Source organism: Streptomyces lunaelactis (genome assembly GCF_003054555.1).
GTDB lineage: Bacteria > Actinomycetota > Actinomycetes > Streptomycetales > Streptomycetaceae > Streptomyces > Streptomyces lunaelactis.
Genome location: NZ_CP026304.1, coordinates 7873467 through 7892926, shown reverse-complemented (window position 1 = coordinate 7892926; position 19460 = coordinate 7873467). Strand labels below are relative to the sequence as shown.

Here is a 19460-nt window from a genome sequence, read left to right as displayed (position 1 = left end):
CGAAGCTGAACACGTCGCAGTCCAGCGTCACCGGCCACGTCTGCGGAGTCCCACAGCTCGGCGAAGCGTCGCTGTCCGCGCGCAGTTCGGCGATCAGGCGGTTTCCGGTCGAACGCATGCATCCGAACAGCACGCAGGCACGGGCCCCGTCGTCGGCGGCCCCGCGACCAGATCAGGCTGCACGCAGGCCACCCACACCCACACGGAGGTACTTCCGCCGAGGGCTAACGGGCCGCGCGTAGCCGTCCACCAGCGCATCGTGGACGACACTGGGATAATTGGGATCCTGTTGTCGGCGGCAGGCGGCCGTCGACCCGTACCGGGAGGTTGACGCTGCCGATCACGCGGGCTTTGGTAGGCGCAGGTGACGAGCAAGGAGGCCGTGTGGACCGTGTGGAACTCGCAGAGACGTTGCCGTCCTGCTCACGATGCGGTGGATCGCTGACCACCAGTGGCGTCATGCCGCATGAAGACGCGAGCGGCTTTCCGATCCACCTGGAACTGTGCTCCTCCTGCGATACCGACAAGCCCGCCGCCGGCGCTCTGCTGCGTTGGTTCGCGACCGGCGGCGGCCACGACATGGCACGCGTGCATGAGGGCGCGGACCTGATGACGGAGTGGACCAAGGAAGCCATGGCCGAGCAGGGCTGGATCTGGTCCGACCACAACGGCCGGTGAAGTATCGGACGAGGTGTGTCCAGCCGTCCTCGCCGCGGCCGGTGACCGCGCGGCCGCCCTCGCCCGGGGTCGTCGCTGGATGGGAAGTCGGAACAACGCACCGTGGCCCTCCGCGCGGGAGTCGCGCGGAGGGCCACGGTGCGTGCGTTACTGCTCCCGGGGGACATGACCGTCACGTGTCGACGGGCTCCCTGGGGGCGTTGTCACGGCGCCATTTCGTACGCCCCCGACAGTGCCTCGACACGCTCCCAGACGCGCCCCGAACGCGCTTCGTCGACGACCGGACGCCGAACGGCACCGAGCGCCCAGCGCTGCTGGTCCGCGGTGGCGGAGTCCTTGCCGTGCAGCTCGACGGCGAAGGCGGAGAAGTCGCGGACGAGGACGGAGAACAGCTCGTCGAGCACGTCCTCGTCCAGGTCCGTCAGGCGGGCCTGCTCCAGGATCAGCTGGCCGTGCACCACCAGCGCGAACAACTGGCCGACGGCGAGAAGAAGATCGAGGTCGCGGCTCTGCTCCTCGTCGGGGGCTGAGGTGGTGACGAACTCGCACAGGGCGTCGGCCTGCTCCCGGAAGCGGGCGACGTTCGGCACCCCGGCGTATACGTCGTAGGCGGGGCGCCAGTCGTGGAAGCGCACGGAGCCCAGGCCACGGGCCGGTCCCTGCTCGAAGAGAAACGTGTCGTCGGCCGCGTCGAGGCGGGTCGGCACGGCCGCGAACTCGGCCGGGTGCAGAAGGTGGTTGCGCATGAACTTGAGGATCAGCGCGAGGTTGACGTGGACCGTGCCCTCAAGCTTGGGCAGCCCCCGGATCTCGACGGCGGCCTGTGCGAAGTAGGTGTCCTTCTCGAAGCCCTTGGCGGCGATCACGTCCCACATCAGGTCGATGACCTTCTCGCCCTCCGTGGTCACCTTCATCTTCGTCATCGGGTTGAACAGCAGATAGCGGCGGTCGTCCGATGAGGCGGAGCGGAAGTAGTCGACGGCGCGGTCGCTGAACAGCTTCATGCCGACGAGGCGGACGTACGCGTCGGCCAACTCGCGGCGCACGTGCGGGAAGGCGGTGACGGGGCGGCCGTACAGGATGCGGTTGTGCGCGTGGGTGACCGCCTCGTAGATCGCGTGCTCGCAGATGCCGATCGAGGCGGTGCAGAGATTGAACTTGCCGACGTTCACGGTGTTGAGGGCGGCGTCGAAGGCGGCGCGGCCCGTGTGCAGGACGTCGTCCGAGCCCACCGGGTAGTCCTCGAGGCGGAACTCGCTGACGTACTTCGAGGAGTCGACGACGTTCTTCACGAGGTGATAGGCCGGGTGGCGGCTGTCGGCGGCGAAGAAGACGTAGCCGTCCGGGCCCTCGACGTCAGTGCGGCGACCGAAGACCGAGACGAGCCCGGCGGCGTTGCCGTTGCCGATGTAGTACTTGGAACCGTCGGCCCGGAAGCCGCCGTTGCCGTCCGGCGTCAACAGCATGTCGGTGGAGTAGATGTCGGCGCCATGGGTCTTCTCGGAAAGGCCGAAGGCGAACACCTCGCCCTGGGCGAGGAGTTCCGCCGCGCGGGTGCGAGCCGCGGTGTTGTCGCTCTGCCAGACCGGTCCGAGACCAAGGATGGTCACCTGCCATGCGTACCAGTAGTCGAGACCGTAGAACCCGAAGATCTCGTTGAGGGCGGCGATCCGGGCCGTGTCCCAGCGCTGGTCCTTGTGCCCGGCGGCGGACGCGGGGGTGAGGAAGGTGGCGAACAGCCCTTCCTTCGCTGCGAACGCGAGGAAGTCGGCCAGCCAGGCGCGGGAACGGTAGTCCTCGATGAGCCTGCGCTTGCCGCGATCCTCGAACCAGGCGACGGTGGCACGCAGCAGCCTGCGGGTCTCGGGGTCGAACTGCGCCGGGTCGTACGTGCGCGGGTTGAAGAGCAGGGGGTCGGCCATGGAGGTCCGCCTTCCGAGGGTTGAGGGTGGAGGGTGCACGGCTGAAGGTCGCGGAGTGCGGACGGCGGAGGCCGACAGTTCAGGCATGCGGGTGTGATGCGCCGAACCGGCGGAGGGTGGCGAGTACGTCGTCGAGCCAGGCGATCGTCATCCGCTCGTACGCGATGCCGCCGCGCAGCACGACATGCTGCAGCTCCTGGCCCGCGTCGAGCGGGGTGGGGGCCGCCGGGCCGGTGAAGTCGCGCAGCTCCCCGGCGAGATAGTGCGCGAGCCGGTCGCTGTGCACCTGGCGGTGCCGCTCGACCTCACGGACCAGCACGGACGGGTCGTCGAAGGCCGCGCCGCGGATCTTCACGGCGAGGTCGTGCCGGATGCTCTCGGGTTCGATCGATTCGTGCAACCACTGAGAGAGGGCAGCGCGGCCGGGGCCTACGACGGAATACTCCTTCTTGTCCGGCCGGCTCTGCTGCGTCAGCTCGCGGACGGCGAGCAGGCCGTCGCTCTCCATGCGCTTGAGAACGCGGTAGATCTGCTGGTGGGTGGCGGCCCAGAAGTATCCGATGGACCGTTCGAACCGCCGGGCCAGCTCATAGCCGGAGCCCGGCTTCTCCAGCAGGGAGACAAGGATCGCGTGCTCGAGCGCCATACCCCGATCCTTCTATGCAACTCGTTGCATAGACAAGCGGCAGCGCCCGGGTGAGACACGGCTCACGCGGGGGGCTCGCTCCCCCCGCCCGAGTGGATCAGCCTCCCCCGCGCACTCCTCACCGGTAGGTCCGGCCGCCCGCCACCAGAGGCACTGGGCCAACGTGATCGTCCCCGTTCCAGCCGCGGCACCATGACGGGCGCACAGGGTCAGTGCCGCCAGGGCCTCCGGAGCCCCAGACTGACCCCGGCCCGCCATTGCCGTACGGCTGGCACAGCGCGGTCGCCGCAGCCGAGTTCGTCGCTGAGGCGACGCGCTGCTCCAGGTCCCGCGGCCAAAGGCCAGGGCCCGTGGCGTACGCGGGTGGAGCGGGGAGCGGCGCTCGGTCCCCGGCGCGGCTGACCCGCTTCCCGCGCCGCAGCCCCCGGCTTGACAAGCGGCGACAGGAATCGATGGCAATCGGTGAAGGTTGACTGTCGGACTGTGACTGCGATGTGATCCAACTCCAGGCTTGTGTATGGCAGTCAAAGGGAATAATCCTCGCTTCTCAGGGGGAACGAGGGGGGCTTGCTCATGACTGCGGGGGACCCGCAAAGCCGTATTCCGGCGTATCCGGGCGTCGAGCGCTTCATCGACGCGTTCGACAAACTGGTGGCACAGCCGCGTCGCAGCCGCAGCAGAGTGCCGGTCGTCCTGCTCAGCGAGCCGGGCGGCGGCAATGCGGGACGCCGGATCATCACGGGGCTCCGCTCACGGATGCGCGGCCGCAGCGAGGTCCTCGCCCCGCACGCGTACATCCCGCAGATCCCGGACGGGACAGACCCGCCGCCGCTCGAACTCTTCGAGCATCTGACCCTTCAGCTCGCCGAGACCATGCCACCCGGCACCGGTGAACTACGGCTGCACAGCTACCGGTTACTGCGCTCCGTCGTCACCGCGCCCGCCATCGAGGGACTCATGGAGCGCCGCCACTCCGAGCTGCGCAACCACTGCTACGCGGAGCACCGGAACTGGTCCCGTATCGCCCAGACCCTGTGGTGGCTCGGTGGCCGCGACCAGGCCAACGGCGGCACGCTCCTCGAGCTGCTGTGGAACTTCATCGCAGGCCCGCTCTTCCAGCGGCTGCCGCGCGCCTTCTACGGCTGGCGCGCCAACCGACGCATGCTCGGGCGGGCCCGCAACCGCAGCTGGTACGCCGAGTGGGTGCGCCGGCAGCACGGCAGCCCGCCCACCGACTTCTTCCGCTCCGCGCTCGACCTCGTACACGGCGAGCCCGCCAATGAGCCGGAGCGTATGGACAGAGTGCTCATGCACGCCCTGCTCGCCGACCTCGACCAGGCGTGCCGGGCCCGTCTCTTCAACCCCTGGCGGCGACGTCGCACCTCCCGCTTCGTGCTTCTCTTCGACGAGGCGGGGCCCGCCGACTCGCGCGTCCAGCGCTTCCTGCGTGAACTCCGCTCCGCCATGGAGGACTTGCGCTGTACCTCGGTGTTCGCAGTGGCCGGCGGCGTACGCTCGCTGGCCTCGCGCATCCCCGACATCGACGCATCGGGCCTCGCCCACGCCGGCGCCGAGCTGATCAACGTCGAGCGGCGCGGGATGACGCCGGGTCAGCCGACGGGCATCGTCGTGCCGGTGGCCGAGGGACCCGAGGACGACCAGGCCGCGGTGTACTGGCTCGGCCGCTGGCCTACTCTGGTGACGCCGTCGCCGCGCTGGGGTCCCGGCGCCGAGGTGGCCGGAGTGCTCGGCATCGGAACGCTCGCACTCGCACTCGCCGCCGGCCTCGTCCTCGTACCGGACATCGCCGGCCGCGAGGAGGACGACCCCTGCCAGGGCTCCACTTTTCGGACATGACGACCGCCTCGACCGCGGGCTGCTGCAAGGCGTGCTCTACCAGGGCCTGGGCGGCGGGGGCTTCGACGGCGCAACCGGCCGTATCGACGCGCACGGCGCGGCGGGCGGGGGACGGCTGACGGAGGACAAGCTGCTTGCGGTGCTGCGGGGCCGCAGCGACAAACCGGCGACCGAGCTGCTGTGCGGCACGGTGGCGCGCGGCGATGAACGCACGACGTGGGGACCGAAAGGCAAGGAGCACTCGTGCCCGTAAACCGGGTCGGCTCGGGGCTGTCACGACACTCGACTCCAGGGGCGCCTCGTTGCGCGCCCCAGGGGCGTGACTGCCCGCCCCGGAGCCGCGGGGAGCGCCGCGGCTTCCTGCGGTCCGAGGGCGGTCGCCAGCGGCAGTCCGCCCTGCGCCAGCGTGCCGACGGCGGCTTGGCCTGTGGGCCCGGTGGGCGGACAGTCGGTCTGCTCCGTTGTTACGGCGCCATCTCGTACGCCCCGGACAGTCCCTCGACACGCTCCCAGACGCGGGCGGAGCGGGCGTCGTCGACGACCGGGCGCCGGACCGCGCCCAACGCCCAGCGCTGCTGTTCCGCGGTGGCGGAGTCCTTGCCGTGCAGCTCGACGGCGTGCGCGGAGAAGTCGCGTACGAGGACCGAGAACAGCTCGTCGAGCACGTCCTCGTCCAAGTCCGTCAGGCGAGCCTGCTCCAGAATCAGCTGTCCGTGCACCACCAGCGCGAACAACTGGCCGACGGAGAGATGGAAATCGAGGTCACGGCTCTGCTCCTCGTCGGGGGCTGCGGTGGTGACGAACTCGCACAGGGCGTCCGCCTGCTCCCGGAAGCGGCCGACGTTGGGCACATCTGCATACGCGTCGTAGGCGGTGCGCCAGTCGTGGAAGCGTATGGAGCCCAGGCCGCGAGCCGGTCCCTGCCGGAAGAGGAAAGCGTCGTCGGTCGCGTCGAGACGGGTCGGCACGGGCGCATACTCGGCCGGGTCCAACAGATGGTTGCGCGAGTACTCCTTCTTGTCCGGCCGGGTCTGCTGCGGCACCTCACGGGCGTCGACCCACCCATCGCTCTCCATGCGCTTGAGAACGCGGTAGATCTGCTGATGGGTGGCGGTCCAGAAGTAACCGATGGACCGCTCGAAGCGCCGGGCCAGCTCATAGCCGGAGCCCGGTTTCTCCAGAAGAGAGACAAGGATCGCGTGTTCGAGCGCCATAACCCGATCCTCCTATGCAACTCGTTGCATACACAAGGTGCGGCACCCCGGGTGAGACGCGGCCCACTCGGACGTTTACGCGGCTCGCTGACGAGGGCGGCGTGATCGCTTCGATCGTGACCCGTTCGCCATTGTGGTTGGCAGCGATCTTGTCGAGCGCGGTCCGCCACTCACTGCGGTCGAGTGTTGCGGCCTCAGCCATCTGCGATCTTCTCTGGGCTCCTCGCGGCCTGGACTCGCCGATGTCCCTGCCCTGCGGCACGCCGACGAAACCCGCCTCCCCATGGAGGCGCGCCTTTGCGCGCGCCCTTCGAGGACTCGAGGGTCATTCATGGTCGCGGCTGGACCGTGTGCTGTGGCCTGGTGGTGGCGGTCCCCCTTCCAGGCCACGGTCCGCCGGCACCCCGCGGTACTCGGGTGTCACTCGGCAAGATCCGGGCCAGTCACGGACCGACGCGCTGCCTTCCACCGGCATAGCCGCCATCTCGCCAGGTCAGCAGTGATGTGACGCCTGTACCACTAACGGACGAAGAACCTGCTGGTGAGCTACTCGCCGAGGAAGCTCGGCTTCTTCTAGGGCCAAGAAGAGGGCGCCTGAACTGGGCTGCTGCCCGTCAGGCGCCCTCTGCGCCATCCGATGACAAAGCAGCCCGGATTGCGTCGACTATCCCAACTCCTCCCACCGGTCTCCCACTCCTGATCAGCAGTTGCGGACCAGTCGCGGACCAGATCCGGCACTCAGCCCTGGGGAACTTGGCGTAGTGCCGGAAGAGGACTCAATGCTCTGCCCGGCTCGGCGCGCGCATTCGGCCGGGGTCCACGTCAGAGTGCAGCCAGAAGGAGATCCCGGCGTGCCGAAGATCGTATGGCCTCGTGGCAGCCGGCCGTCCGGCGCCACGCCGAACCGGTCGAAGTGTGATCTCAGCGTGCTCACGAAGGAGGGCGGGATCGGCACGGGCCGCGTGGCCTTGGCCGCGCGTCGTTTTGGGGAGTGCACTTCATAGACCTCACCGTCGTCGGTCCACTCCTTGCCGGGGGTTACGACCCCGCCCCGTCAGGTTGAGCATGCCTCACCCGGCCTCCGGGAGGTGCCCCCAGTTGCTGTAGAACGTTCAGTATGCGGCTATGCCTTCCCGCGGCGGTACCACGATCAGAGGGCAGGTCGCTTGATGGAGGAGCACGTGGCTCACCGAGCCGAGCAGCATGCCGCGAAAGCCGCCGAGCCCGCGGGACCCGACCACCAGGCACCGCGCATTTGCGGCCGTGTGGGCCAAGGCCCGCGCCGGGTGGCCATACCTCACCCGATAGTCAACCTCAACCTCCGGGTACTTCTCCCGCCAGCCCGCTGTCGCTTCCGACAACTCGATCCTGGAGCGATTCTCGACATCGGCCTGCTCGCCGCCTACCGCCCGCTCGCGATGCAGGTAGCGCACCATGATCGCCCGCAGTCGAGCCCCGGACACCGCGGCCTCTTCGAAGGCGAACGCCATGGCATCGCGGGAATTGGCGGACCCGTCGACCCCCACGACGACCAGGGGCGGCTCGCCGACGGCGTGCTCGGGTTCGCGGGCCACCACTACCGGGCACCCGGCATGGGCGGTGAGGGTGACCCCAAGGGGGGAGACGGTGAACAGCTGCTCCGCCAGGTTCAGCCGCTTCGCACCCACCACCAACAGAGCGGCCTCTGCACCCTGTTCCACCAGCACCCGGGCTCGCGGACCGTCAGCGGAACGCGCCTCGACCTCCAAGCCCGGATGGCGTGCGTGGACGAACTCCACAGCCTCACGCAGCACCGCCTCTCCGCCGGACCGGAAATGAGCGCTCCAGGTGCGCTCCGGGTGGGGGACGTGGGGGTCGGGGTCTGCTCCCGGCGGCCATTCCAGCGCGTGTACCAGCCGCAGCGGCAGTTGCCGCAGCGCGGCTTCGTCCGAGGCCCAGGCAAGGCCGGTTCTGCTCGCGTCGGATTGGCTGACTCCGGCGACTACGGGCATACGCCCGTGGGCATGGGGGGCGGGGGCCGTAGGCATCTTGGCTCTCTCCTTCACTGTGACAGCGCCGGCATACCGGCCCCATCAGCCTCGCCGCACCGCCCGCCACACGCGAGGGCCATCAGGTGCCCGCCGGGGGACCACTGGTCCCGGCTGAGGCGCACCCCAGATGTCGCGGCCGTGCCCAGCCCCCCGGACGTGACTTGGTGGGACCGCCATTCCCCCACCAGCCGACAGATCGAACGACAGCCGGACACCCCGGGATCGGGCCCGGCGAACCGACGGGCCGCCATATCGTCGGGTCTTTCCCCGGCCTCAGCGAGCCAAAGGTGAGCATGCGGACGTGTCGCAGGAAGAGTTCACGTCTCGCTCGTGACGCATCTCCGCCTCGGCCTTCACCTACCTGCCCGTGTTCGATGCCGGACTGCAGGACGACATCAGTGCCCAGGTGGCTCAGGCGCACGGCGACATGCTGCTGCCGTGGCGGCAGAAGTTCCACACGGTGGACGTGGTCGAGAAGCCGGTCCCGGGTTCTGCTACGCGGCAGCTGTCGGCGGCCGCCGAGGGCGCTGATCTGGTGGTGGTCGGCCGGTCGCATCCGGCGCGGTCCGCTGCGGCCCGCACATCGGCCAGGTCGCCCATGCCGTCATCGAACACGCCGCGTCGCCCGTCGCCGTGGTGGCCCACAACTGGCCGGCCGCGGCCGAAACCGAACCGCCCTGGACGGACCCGTCCAGGGCGGTTGCGGTGTAGCAGGGCGCGTGGTCCCATGCGCGCGGTGTCAGGGGTGCGGTACGACCGCGACCGCACCGGGCGCGTGGTGGAGAACAGCATGGGTAACTGAGCCAAGACGGCGCAGGCCCGTGTCGTGGGTGCGGCGTCCGACGACCACGAGGCTCGCGCGGCCGCTGTTGGACAGCAGAACCTCCGAGGCTGCGCCGATCTCGACATGCTCGATGACATCCACATCGGGGTACTTCTGGCGCCAGGGCCCCAGGGCGTCGGCCAGGATCTCTTTGTGCAGCGGCTCCAAGCCACCCGCCTGATCGGCCAGCCACATCGATCCCGGACTCCAGGACAGGACCGACGGGATGCTCCAGGCGCGTACAGCTCGAAGCGTCGCTCCGCGTTCGGCGGCGGCCGCGAAGGCGAACTCGAGGACTGGTCCGCCGGCTTCCTCTGCTTCCTGGACGCCGACGACGACCTCGTCGAAGCGCTGTTGCACTGTGGTCTGCCTCGGCCCGCGCACCATGACGACCGGCCCGGTCGCCTGGCGCAGCACCTGCAGCGACACAGAACCGACCAGATAGCCGGTCAGCGTGCCGTAGCCGCGAGAGCCCAGCACCAGCATCTCGGCCCGCGCGGCTTCGGCGACGAGCGTCGGTACGGGTTCATCGACCAGCAGCTCGGTAGTGACGTTCAGGTCCGGGTACACCTTGGCCACGCGGGCTTCCGCCTCGTTCAGCACGTTGCGCACCCACCGCTCCTCCATAGCACGGTCCCCGATGTACACCTTGTCGGTGCCGCGCCACACCCAGGCGTGCACCAGGCGCAGGTCCATCCCCCGGCGCGCCGCCTCGTGCGCCGCCCAGTCCGCGGCGGCGAGGGCGTGGTCTGTTCCGTCCAGTCCAACGGTGATGGTGCCAGGCATGGTCGCCTCCCGGTGGTGCCGCCGCGGTCAGTATTCGCAACGGACTTGCTGACTTCGTGAGGTAGACGATTACAGAGGAGGGACCGGCGGTGCCTGGGCCGATCGTCCCTGGCCCGGGTCCTCTCGGCCCTGTTCCACGCTGTACCGACCGCCGCCGGGCCGGGAACGATCCCTGCACCGCGCTCGGGCCCCTACACAGTCGGGGCTACGGCCGGCCTCTCCCCTCGTCGGGCGAACGTCGGCCGCACGTGGGGGGAGCGCCACCAGCTCGCGGGCGATGGCCTGCGCCCAGGAGCGGATCCGCTCTCGGTCACGGAAATCCCCGCCTCGCCCGGTCGGCCGCTTCTCCCGAGTCGCGGTCGCATGCAAGTGATCGCGCAAGTCCGCCCAAACCGGCCGTGACTGGCCCCCGCGCCCGCCGCCCGATACAGATTTCGCGACGCATCTCAGGCTTCCTGCCCGGAGCTGACAGCCGGGACCGCAACGGCCGAGCCGGATCGCCCCAACAGGTCTGCCGCCACCGTGCCGTTCGGCCGTGCGGCAGGGCCGTTCGGCCGCAGCGTACTCACCGGCCCCAGCGGGAGATTGGGCACGCACACCGCTCGTCGCGCTCACTCGTGAAAGGTACTGACAGGCATGGTCGTTCACCTTCCTCCGCGTCGGCACACCGGTATCCGTATTCCGTCGTGGCATCGAGCCGGGACGACCCGAACCGGCGACGGCGCGCAGCCCCGGTCCGTGATCGGCGCCCTTGCCCGCGCTGCCGCCGCCGCCCGCGTTCTGATCGGTTTCGTGTTCCTCTGGGCGTTCTTCGACAAGGCCTTCGGATGGGGCTACGCCACACCCTCCGCCCGAGCCTGGATCAACGGCGGCTCGCCGACGAAGGGATTCCTCGGCGGCGTCGCCGTCGGACCGCTGGAGTCGACCTTCCATTCCTGGGCCGGCGACACCTGGGCCAACTGGCTGTTCATGCTGGGTCTACTGGGCATCGGGGCCGCTCTCGTGTCCGGCATCGCGCTACGGCTCGCCGCTGCCGCAGGCACCGTGATGATGGCGCTGATGTGGGCGGCGGAATGGCCGCCGGCCAAGGGCCTCTCCGACGGAGCCCCCAGCATGTCGTCGAACCCGGTTATCGACTACCACGTCATGTACGCGGTGATCCTGATCGTTCTCGCCGTTGCCGCCGCGGGCCGTACCTGGGGGCTCGGCAAGGTCTGGCAGGAACTCCCGTTCGTACGCCGCAACCGCTGGCTGCTCTGACCGTCGACCGGGGTAGCGCGACGCGCTACCCCGGGTGTCCGCGCCGTCGGGACTCGCTCCACGGCTGAAGAGAGGATCGCACATGACCGTACGCATAGGTATCAACGGGTTAGGCCAGGTCGGCCGCACCTATCTGCGCGCCGCGCCGGACAAGGCCGACGCCGACGCCTCACCGATCGAGGTCGTTGCCATCAACGACCTCGCATCACCCGAAACACTGGCTCATCTGCTCGCAAATGACTCCACGCACGGGCGCCTGGGCGCTGAACGACTGTGACCGCGTCCGCCCGGCGCCACGGAACCGCCCGCAGCGGCCTTGTGCTCGAGCTGCGGGCCATCGAGGCCGTGGTCCTCGACACCGACGGGGTGATCACCGACTCCGCCCAGGTCCACGCGGCCGCCTGGAAGACAGCCTTCGACGCCTGCCTGCGTGACCACCCGCCCGAAGACGGTCGACAACGCGTGCCGTTCGACCTCCAGCGGGACTATCTGCGCTACGTCGACGGCAAGTCCCGGCTGGACGGCGCCACGTCCTTCTTGATGAACCGCGGGGTGCCGGTGCCGACGGGCATCCCCGGGGACCCGCCGGGGACCGGCACGGTCGTCGCAGTGGCGGCCCTGAAAGAACAGCTCTACAGCGAACGGCTGCGCGGCCCTGGCATCGACGCCTACCCGGGGTCCGTGCGTCTTCTGCACGCCCTGCACAACGAGGGCATACCGCTCGCGGCGGCCTCCGCGTCCCACCACGCCCGTGAGGTTCTCACTCGCGCCGGGGTCCTGGGCCTCTTCGCCGAGCTCGTGGACGGCGAAGAGGCCGCTCGCCTGCGCCTGCCCGGCAAACCGGACCCGGCTCTGTTCGTGGAGGCCGCCCGCAGGCTGAACGTCCCGGTCGCCCGCACCGCGGTCGTCGAGGACGCCTTGGCAGGCGTCCAGGCAGGCCGACGTGGCGGATTCGGCCTGGTCATCGGGGTAGACCGCGCCGCCGGACCCGACACCGCGGCTGACCTGCTGCGGCACGGCGCGGACTTGGTGGTGCGCGACCTCGCCGAACTGCTCTCGCCCGGAACCGAGGACTGACCATGCGGGACTGGACCTGGGAGTACGACGGCTACGACCCCGCCGAGGAACGCCTCAGAGAGTCGCTCTGCGCTCTCGGCAACGGCTACTTCGCCACCCGCGGCGCCACTCCGGAATGCCCGGCGGACACCGCGCACTACCCAGGCACCTACGCCGCGGGCTGCTACAACCGGCTGACATCAACGGTGGCCGGACGGCAGATCGAGAACGAGGACATGGTCAACCTGCCCAACTGGCTGCCCCTGCGATTCCGCATCCGCGACGACGGTGACGACAGCGCCGCTACGAATGGCTGGTTCACCCCTGACAGCACCGCGCTGGTGGACCACCATCAAACGCTCGACCTGCGCACCGGCACGCTGGCACGCACCGCGACGTACGAAGATCCGCGGGGGCGTCGGCTCTCCGTACGCCAGCTGCGTTTTGTTCATATGGCAGACCCCCATCTGGCAGCCCTGCGAACGGAGTTCACCGCGCAGGGGTGGACCGGTGAGATCGAGGTCGAGTCCGCTATAGACGGGACGGTCACCAACAACGGTGTCGCCCGCTACCGGCAATTGGACGGCCACCATCTGTCCGGCATCAGCCGGGGCAACTCCGGCGCCGACACCGTGTGGCTGGCCTGCCGAACCAGCACCTCGGACATCCGTATCGCGATGGCGGCCCGCATCACCGTCGAAGGGCCTATGCGCCCCGTGCCCACCGACCACGAGCCGGCGCGTGCCGCACAGATACTCCGCCTGACGCTCACGGCCGATCGCACAGTGACGGCCGACAAGACGGTTGCCCTGCACACGTCGCGGGATCCGGCGATCAGCGACCCGCTGGGGGCCGCAGTCGACCGGGTGAATACCGCGCCCCGTTTCCATGAGCTGCTGCTCTCGCATCAAGCGGCATGGCAGCAGCTGTGGCAGAGGGCCGACATTCAGGTACCCGGTGAGGCTGGCCGCATTCTGCGGCTCCATCTCTTCCACGTGCTGCAGACGCTCTCGCCGCACACTGCAGACCTTGATGTGGGTGTCCCGGCCCGAGGCCTGCACGGCGAGGCTTACCGGGGCCATGTCTTCTGGGACGAACTGTTCGTCCTTCCCTACCTGAACCTGCACTTCCCCGAGGCGTCCCGGGCCCTGCTCACCTACCGCCACCGGCGACTCGACCAGGCCTGCCACGGGGCTCGCGAGGCGGGACGAGCAGGCGCCATGTATCCCTGGCAGAGCGGCAGCGACGGCCGTGAGGAGACCCAGGAACTGCACCTCAACCCCCGCTCCGGGCGCTGGCTGCCCGATCATTCGCGGCTCCAGCACCATGTCGGATCCGCCATCGCATACAACGTGTGGCAGTACTGCAGGGCGAGCGGTGACACCCAGTTCCTGCACACCAAGGGAGCCGAGATGCTGCTGCAGATCTCACGCTTCTGGTCGGATGCCGCCACCTACGATGCGGCCCTGGGCCGCTACCGGATCCGCGCAGTGGTGGGACCCGACGAATACCACGACGCCTATCCCGGCGCTGCCACACCGGGCCTGGACGACAACGCCTACACCAATGTCACCGCCGCCTGGGTACTCGCCCGCACCCTCGACGTCCTGGAGTCGCTGCCGGAACCGCGCCGTCGCGAGCTGTCCGAGCGCACCGGTCTGGAGGCCCGGGAGCTTGACCGCTGGGAGGACATCTCCCGCCTACTCCACGTGCCCTTCCACGACGGTGTCATCAGCCAGTTCCAGGGGTACGGCAACCTCAAGGAACTCGCCTGGGACGCCTACCGGGTCCGGTACGGGGATATCCGCCGGCTCGACCGGATCCTGGAGGCCGAAGGCGACACGGTCAACGGATACCGGGCATCCAAACAGGCCGACGTGCTCATGCTCGGCTACCTCTTCCCGCCGGGCGAACTCCGCTCCCTCTTCAGCCGGCTGGGACACGACATGGACGACGCCCTGTGGCAGCGCACCGTCGACTACTACTTGCGCCGTACCAGCCACGGCTCCACCCTGAGCGGGCTCGTCCACGGATGGGTCCTGGCCCGGGTCCGACCCGAGCAGGCCTGGGCGTACTGCAAGGAAGCCCTCGAAGGAGACATCGCCGACCTCCAGGGCGGAACCACGGGCGAAGGAATCCACCTCGGAGCCATGGCCGGTACCCTCGACCTGGTGCAACGCGGCCTGTCCGGACTGCAGACACTCGACGACGCGCTTGGGCTGGACCCCGTCCCCCTGCCGGAACTCTCCACCTACGGCTTCGCCCTCCGTTACCGAGGGCACCTGGGCGTGCACTTCCGGATGCGCCCCGGACAGCTCGAGATCACGGTCCCTGACTCGGACCTGTCGCCGATCGACATCGAACTCACCGACCGTTCGATCTCGGTGAAGCCCGGAGAGACGTACCTTCTGCCTCTCCCGGGACACTGACTTTGGACACCGCTATGAGGGCACGACAGCGAAGGGACACCTTCCGTGGCGCACAACATCGACGACCGGGCCGAGTGCCGGGCTCCGCCGACCCACCACGAGCAGTTCCATCCGCATCGACTCCCGAACCAAGGCAGCAGCCGCCGTGAACCGCAGCACGTCCTTCAGGACCGGTATTTGCGGGTACTTCTCCCGCCACGGGCGCAGGACGTCGGACAGCATCTGCACCTGCTCGTCCTCCCAGGTCGCCCGGTCCGCTTCCGGGACCGCGAACGGCATCCAGCCGTCGGCCGGACAGGGCAGCTCCCAGGCGTGCACCGCACGCACGCGGGCCGACCGGCGCCGAGCCGCTTCGAACGCGAAACAGACCGCCACATCCGCCGGGTCGCGAGCATCGACGCCCAGTGCAACCTCGTCGGGGCGGACATCGGCGCCTCGATATTGCCGCGAACCACAGGGACCAGTCTCCGCGGTCAGCTCCGGAACGGGACAGCCTGTCAGCCGTACGGCCTCGACCCGCAGTCGGGGACACCGGCAGGTGATCGCGGCGGCGGGACACCCGGGCAGCGCCTCGGGGCGATACGGCCAGAGGTCCGCAAGGTCGGCCCTGGACCACGGGGAAACATGGACGACCCGCAACGGCAGCCGGCGAAGAGCAGCTTCCCGAGCCGTCCAGTCCGCGGTCCCAGCGCTGCATGACGATCCATCAACTCCAGCAACCACGCTGCGCCATGACGGTCCACCTTCCGTCGGCCGGAGAGCAGGGCCTCCACCCGATTCCACCTTCGGTCGCGAGCATGCCCCTCGGGAGGGGCCTTTCGGACCGCAGAGGGGGCCTGGCGCCCCTGCCCCATTTGCTCGGCGCGAGTGAAGCTGCTGCCAGGAACACAACAGACCAAGCAGGAGGTACTGCTCATGGCTCGTGCCGTGATTGTCGGGATCGACGGCTCTCCCGAGAGCCTGGCTGCCGCGCGCTGGGCAGCCACAGAGTCCGTGCTCCGCAGTATTCCGCTCCATCTCGTGCACGCCTGGGAATGGTCTCCCGCCCCCTCGGCTTCCGTCCCGACCAGTGAGACTCAGCGTCATTGGGCCGGTCGTATGCTGCGTACGGCCGTGGAACAGCTCCGTAGCAGCCACCCTGGGCTTCGGCCGACCCACGAGCAGATATCGGACTCGCCCGTCGCCGCGCTCCTGGCAGCGGCCGAGAACGCCGAGGTACTCGTCCTCGGCTCCCGCGGCCTGAGCGGAATGGCCGGATTCATGACCGGCTCCGTAGCACTCAGAGTGGTCGCCCATGCTCCGCGGCCGGTCGTACTCGTACGATCCGAGAGGCATACCGGGGCACACTCATCTCCCGACGTACTCCGGCCGACCGGCGCTCCCCACAGCTCCGACGTTGTGGCCGGCATCGACCTCACCCATTCCTGCGACGAGGTGATCGAATTCGCCTTCGAAGCGGCCCTCGTACGCGGCGTGGGCCTGCACGTCGTACACGGCTACACCTTGCCGTCGTCGTACGCGATCGCCGCCGGTGAGGGCACGCTCATCGCCGATTCCGGGCTGGTCAGGGAACGTGAGTACGCGCTGAGCACGGTCCTGGAGCCGTGGCGCGAAAAGAGCCCTGACGTTGCCGTCCGTGCCAGCAGCGTTTCGGGGCAGGCCGTCGCCCACCTGGTCGAAGCGGCTGCCGATGCGCCGATGCTGGTCATCGGCCGACGCGAGCGAACATCCCCCCTCGGAATGCATCTGGGGTCTGTGGCTCACGGCGTGATTCATCACGCAGCCTGCCCGGTGGCCGTAGTGCCCCACGCCTGAGACCAAGCCCCGGTCCAGGTGACCACCCGTCGGGTGGGGCTCCCGTGGCGAGATACGCGGGGGCCCATCCGGCCCTGGCGCGGCCCCATGGCGACGGACTAGGGATGGAACCATAGGGCAAGGTGCTCGTGACAGTGTGGAGGACAAGCAATGACCGAGGACCTGGAAACTTCACCGCGGAAGCCGATTCGCGTATTCCTGCTCGACGACCACGAGGTCGTGCGGCGCGGGGTGAGCGACCTGCTCGACGCGGAGCCCGATATCGAAGTCGTCGGTGAGGCGGGGACAACAGAACAGGCTCTTGCCAGAGGGCCGGCGCTGCGTCCTGACGTCGCCGTGCTGGATGTGCGGCTGCCGGACGGCGACGGGATCACGGTCTGCCGAGAACTGTGGTCGAGGATGCCGGACCTGGCATGTCTGATGCTGACCTCTTTCGACGACGACGACGCACTCCTCGACGCGATCATGGCGGGGGCCGCAGGCTATGTGCTGAAGGAGATCAAAGGGTCTGCGCTTGTTGCCGCGGTCCGCACCGTCTCCTCCGGCCAGTCGATGCTCGACCCAGCGACCACGACCCGTCTGATGAGTAGCCTCCGCGGCGACTCTCCGCAGAACACCGAAGCAGGCGCACTGTCCGGGCTCTCCGCCCGCGAACGGGAGATCCTCGATCTCATCGGAGAGGGACTGACCAACTCCCAGATCGGCAAACGGCTTTACCTCGCGGAGAAGACGGTCAAGAACAACGTCTCCCGCCTGCTCGCCAAGCTGGGCGTCGAGCGGCGCATCCAGGCTGCGGTCATGGTCACGCAGGCCGCTCCGCAGGCCCCAGTTCGGCGGGACCGCTGAAGCGGAGGAAGGCACTCGTCAGTCCGGGAGAGACTTCACCCAGGGACGCCCGGTACCTGCCACGTCAGGCGCGTGCCGCCGTGCGGGGAGGTGTCGACGGTCCATCGGGCGCCGAGCCCGGCCTACGACGGGCCGCGACTGAGCGCTCACGGGGCACCGTGCACTACTTCGCGCCGCGCTGTCCGGGGAGGGGTCACTCGTCGGCGGCCGAAAGGGGAACGCTCCAGTCCACGACACTGCCAGTGGGCTGATTGGGCGCAAGGACCAGAGCTCCTCCGAGTTCCTCGGCGCGGGTGTGGAGGTTGGCCAGGCCGCTGCGGTGGGCGCGCGCGGGGGCAGTACCCCGGCCGTTGTCGGTCACCCGCAGCGTAAGGCGCGCCGAGGTTACCTGGGCGGTGATCTCCACCTCGGTGGCGTCGGCGTGCCGGGCGGCGTTTGCGAGGGCTTCGCGGAGCACTGCAAGAAGGTGGTCTGCCATGGCTTGTGGGACCAGGGTGTCCAGCAGCCCGGTCATGCGCAGCGCAGGTGCGAATCCCAACGCCTCGGATGCCCGGTTCGATTCGGCCACCAGGCGGGAGCGCAGCCCGGTGTCCTCGGGGCGACCGCGCTGTTGCAATCCGTAAATGGTGGAGCGGATGACCTTGATGGTGTCGTCGAGGTCATCCACGACTCGTGCAATGCGCTCGGCGACCCGCGGCCGGTCGGCAACCTGGGCGAGGGTGGACTGCAGGCTCAGACCGCTGGCGAACAGGCGCTGAATGGCCAGGTCGTGCAGATCGCGGGCGATGCGGTCACGGTCGGTCAGAACGAGGAGGCGTTCGGCGTCGTGCCGATGTCCGGCGATCTCCAGGGCAAGAGCGGCATGGTTGGCGAATCCGGCGATCATGGCCACGGCCGCGTCGGAGAACGCGGGACGGCCGCACTGGCGGGCGACTTGCAGGACACCGCGCACATGTTCGGGCGTACCGAGGGGGACCAGGAAGACCGGTCCCAGGGTCGTGGAAGCGGTGTCCCGTTCGGCGCGGGGGTCGGCGTTCCAGTCCTGGGTGGTGATCGTCTCGCCTGAGCTGTAGACCTTCCCGGCCAAGGTGGTGTGCGACAACACCAGTCCAAGGGCACGATTCGCGTCCGTTCCGGCGGCGGCCTCGATCACCAGAATGCCGGTGCGAGGAACGGGCACGGCGAGGGTGACCACGTCGGCGTCGGCCATCTCGAGGACGGTAGCGGTGAAGTTCCTCAGTACCTCGGCGGGTTCAACGCCGGACAGCAGGGCACGGGTCAGTTCGCCGCTGGCCATCAGCCAGCGCTCCCGACGCTGGACGGCGTCGTACAACCGAGCATTGTCGATTGCCACCCCGGCTGCCACGGCCAGGGTGACCAGCACCGCTTCGTCATCGGCGCCGAACTCGGCCCCGCCCCGCTTCTCGGTCAGGTACAGGTTGCCGAACACCTTCTCACGCACCCGGACGGGGGCACCGAGGAAGGTCCGCATCGGTGGATGGCCGGCCGGGAAGCCGGATGCATCGGGCTGCTCGCCCAGGTCGACCAGCCGCAGCGAGTGCGGTTCACGGATCAGGAGCCCCAGGATGCCCCGGCCCTGCGGATAGGGCCCGATCTGCTCGATGGTCTCGTCGTCCATGCCGACCGTGATGAACTGGCTGAGCCCATTTTCCTCACCAATCACGCCCAGGGCCCCGTACCGAGCATCAACCAGGTCGGCCGCGGACTGCACTATCTGCTGCAGTACAACACCAAGGTCCAAGTCGCTGCCGACGGCCAGAACCGCCTCCAGCAGCGGATCTACGCGATCCCGGGGCGAGCGCGCAAGGACTGCCTGCGACTGCGGTTCGTTCAGCAGCTCGTCCAGCCGCAGCTGCGATGCCGCCGCCCCGGTATCCCCCTCGGCATCCGTGTCTTCGCCCACTTCGGCTCCCTAAGGCCGCCGGCACATTGCCTTTGGCTCCTCCAGCCTGCCCCGGACGGATCGGTCTGCACGCATCCACGCGTACCAAGAAGAATCCATGCCGTCAAAGAACCCGCGTTCACGAAGCCGTCCAGCAAGCTGCGGGGCACGAACCCATCAGCCCTGCGACGCTCG

At 69.0% G+C, this 19460-nt stretch carries 15 protein-coding genes and 4 pseudogenes; 9 read left to right on the top strand and 10 right to left on the bottom strand.

The window, feature by feature from the left end; translation table 11 throughout:
• The first annotated feature begins 384 nt into the window (after positions 1-384).
• The gene (locus SLUN_RS36045) at positions 385-678 is read left to right on the top strand and encodes a DUF6300 family protein (RefSeq protein ID WP_108154079.1); all 294 of its coding nucleotides are present in this window, start codon (positions 385-387) and stop codon (positions 676-678) included.
• A gap of 203 nt (positions 679-881) precedes the next feature.
• Here the strand turns inward: SLUN_RS36045 and SLUN_RS36040 are convergent, their stop codons facing one another.
• Positions 882-2600 (bottom strand): acyl-CoA dehydrogenase family protein, encoded by a 1719-nt coding sequence (locus SLUN_RS36040; RefSeq protein WP_108154078.1) that lies wholly within the window; start codon positions 2598-2600, stop codon positions 882-884.
• Between the two features lie 79 nt (positions 2601-2679).
• Positions 2680-3246 (bottom strand): PadR family transcriptional regulator, encoded by a 567-nt coding sequence (locus tag SLUN_RS36035; RefSeq protein ID WP_108154077.1) that lies wholly within the window; start codon positions 3244-3246, stop codon positions 2680-2682.
• Positions 3247-3819: 573 nt separating this feature from the next.
• On the opposite strand from SLUN_RS36035, the gene SLUN_RS36030 reads away from it, so the two are divergent.
• Positions 3820-5103 (top strand): hypothetical protein, encoded by a 1284-nt coding sequence (locus SLUN_RS36030; RefSeq protein WP_175313300.1) that lies wholly within the window; start codon positions 3820-3822, stop codon positions 5101-5103.
• A gap of 31 nt (positions 5104-5134) precedes the next feature.
• Positions 5135-5356, top strand: a complete 222-nt coding sequence (locus SLUN_RS36025; protein ID WP_108154076.1) for a hypothetical protein — start codon at positions 5135-5137, stop codon at positions 5354-5356.
• A gap of 211 nt (positions 5357-5567) precedes the next feature.
• Here the strand turns inward: SLUN_RS36025 and SLUN_RS36020 are convergent.
• From SLUN_RS36020 to SLUN_RS36000, 6 genes and pseudogenes are all read right to left on the bottom strand, one after another.
• A pseudogene (locus SLUN_RS36020) lies at positions 5568-6116 on the bottom strand (acyl-CoA dehydrogenase); the annotation flags it as partial.
• Positions 6108-6317, bottom strand: a pseudogene (locus SLUN_RS40555) (PadR family transcriptional regulator); the annotation flags it as partial. The pseudogenes SLUN_RS40555 and SLUN_RS36020, both read right to left, overlap by 9 nt.
• Before the next feature lie 614 nt (positions 6318-6931).
• Positions 6932-7371, bottom strand: a pseudogene (locus SLUN_RS42495) (hypothetical protein); the annotation flags it as partial.
• A gap of 58 nt (positions 7372-7429) precedes the next feature.
• Positions 7430-8308 (bottom strand): universal stress protein, encoded by an 879-nt coding sequence (locus SLUN_RS36010; protein WP_108155135.1) that lies wholly within the window; start codon positions 8306-8308, stop codon positions 7430-7432.
• A gap of 450 nt (positions 8309-8758) precedes the next feature.
• Positions 8759-8962, bottom strand: coding sequence for a hypothetical protein (locus SLUN_RS36005; protein WP_159100412.1), 204 nt, complete (start codon positions 8960-8962; stop codon positions 8759-8761).
• A 124-nt stretch (positions 8963-9086) separates the two neighbouring features.
• The gene (locus SLUN_RS36000; protein ID WP_108154073.1) at positions 9087-9956 is read right to left on the bottom strand and encodes a universal stress protein; all 870 of its coding nucleotides are present in this window, start codon (positions 9954-9956) and stop codon (positions 9087-9089) included.
• 636 nt (positions 9957-10592) lie between these two features.
• Between SLUN_RS36000 and SLUN_RS35995 the strand changes: the two genes are divergently transcribed.
• The 4 genes and pseudogenes from SLUN_RS35995 to SLUN_RS35980 all read left to right on the top strand — a co-directional run bounded on the left by SLUN_RS35995 (position 10593) and on the right by SLUN_RS35980 (position 14701).
• Positions 10593-11216, top strand: a complete 624-nt coding sequence (locus SLUN_RS35995; protein ID WP_108154072.1) for a DoxX family protein — start codon at positions 10593-10595, stop codon at positions 11214-11216.
• An 82-nt stretch (positions 11217-11298) separates the two neighbouring features.
• Positions 11299-11490, top strand: a pseudogene (locus tag SLUN_RS35990) (glyceraldehyde 3-phosphate dehydrogenase NAD-binding domain-containing protein); the annotation flags it as partial.
• Positions 11490-12293, top strand: a complete 804-nt coding sequence (locus tag SLUN_RS35985; RefSeq protein WP_371413883.1) for an HAD family hydrolase — start codon at positions 11490-11492, stop codon at positions 12291-12293. The pseudogene SLUN_RS35990 and the gene SLUN_RS35985, both read left to right, overlap by 1 nt.
• 2 nt (positions 12294-12295) lie before the next feature.
• Complete coding sequence (locus SLUN_RS35980; protein WP_108154070.1) at positions 12296-14701, top strand: glycoside hydrolase family 65 protein; 2406 nt, start codon at positions 12296-12298, stop codon at positions 14699-14701.
• A 12-nt stretch (positions 14702-14713) separates the two neighbouring features.
• Here SLUN_RS35980 and SLUN_RS42490 read toward each other — a convergent pair whose 3' ends face one another.
• Positions 14714-15718, bottom strand: coding sequence for a universal stress protein (locus SLUN_RS42490; protein ID WP_371413882.1), 1005 nt, complete (start codon positions 15716-15718; stop codon positions 14714-14716).
• Here SLUN_RS42490 and SLUN_RS35965 point away from each other — a divergent pair.
• On the top strand, positions 15617-16516 hold the full coding sequence (locus tag SLUN_RS35965; RefSeq protein WP_108154069.1) for a universal stress protein: 900 nt from the start codon (positions 15617-15619) through the stop codon (positions 16514-16516). The two genes, SLUN_RS42490 and SLUN_RS35965, sit on opposite strands and share 102 nt — an antisense overlap.
• 150 nt (positions 16517-16666) lie before the next feature.
• On the top strand, positions 16667-17362 hold the full coding sequence (locus SLUN_RS35960) for a response regulator (protein ID WP_108154068.1): 696 nt from the start codon (positions 16667-16669) through the stop codon (positions 17360-17362).
• A 193-nt stretch (positions 17363-17555) separates the two neighbouring features.
• On the opposite strand, the gene SLUN_RS35955 is transcribed toward SLUN_RS35960, so the two are convergent.
• On the bottom strand, positions 17556-19286 hold the full coding sequence (locus tag SLUN_RS35955) for a sensor histidine kinase (protein ID WP_257153860.1): 1731 nt from the start codon (positions 19284-19286) through the stop codon (positions 17556-17558).
• Positions 19287-19460 lie beyond the last annotated feature (174 nt).

Coding starts and splice junctions, on each gene's coding strand:
- SLUN_RS36040 (WP_108154078.1), bottom strand. CDS start 2,600: ATGGCCGACCCCCTGCTCTTCAACCCGCGCACGTACGACCCGGCGCAG.
- SLUN_RS36035 (WP_108154077.1), bottom strand. CDS start 3,246: ATGGCGCTCGAGCACGCGATCCTTGTCTCCCTGCTGGAGAAGCCGGGC.
- SLUN_RS36030 (WP_175313300.1), top strand. CDS start 3,820: ATGACTGCGGGGGACCCGCAAAGCCGTATTCCGGCGTATCCGGGCGTC.
- SLUN_RS36010 (WP_108155135.1), bottom strand. CDS start 8,308: ATGCCCGTAGTCGCCGGAGTCAGCCAATCCGACGCGAGCAGAACCGGC.
- SLUN_RS36000 (WP_108154073.1), bottom strand. CDS start 9,956: ATGCCTGGCACCATCACCGTTGGACTGGACGGAACAGACCACGCCCTC.
- SLUN_RS35995 (WP_108154072.1), top strand. CDS start 10,593: ATGGTCGTTCACCTTCCTCCGCGTCGGCACACCGGTATCCGTATTCCG.
- SLUN_RS35980 (WP_108154070.1), top strand. CDS start 12,296: ATGCGGGACTGGACCTGGGAGTACGACGGCTACGACCCCGCCGAGGAA.
- SLUN_RS35965 (WP_108154069.1), top strand. CDS start 15,617: ATGGCTCGTGCCGTGATTGTCGGGATCGACGGCTCTCCCGAGAGCCTG.
- SLUN_RS42490 (WP_371413882.1), bottom strand. CDS start 15,718: ATGGAGCGGAATACTGCGGAGCACGGACTCTGTGGCTGCCCAGCGCGC.
- SLUN_RS35960 (WP_108154068.1), top strand. CDS start 16,667: ATGACCGAGGACCTGGAAACTTCACCGCGGAAGCCGATTCGCGTATTC.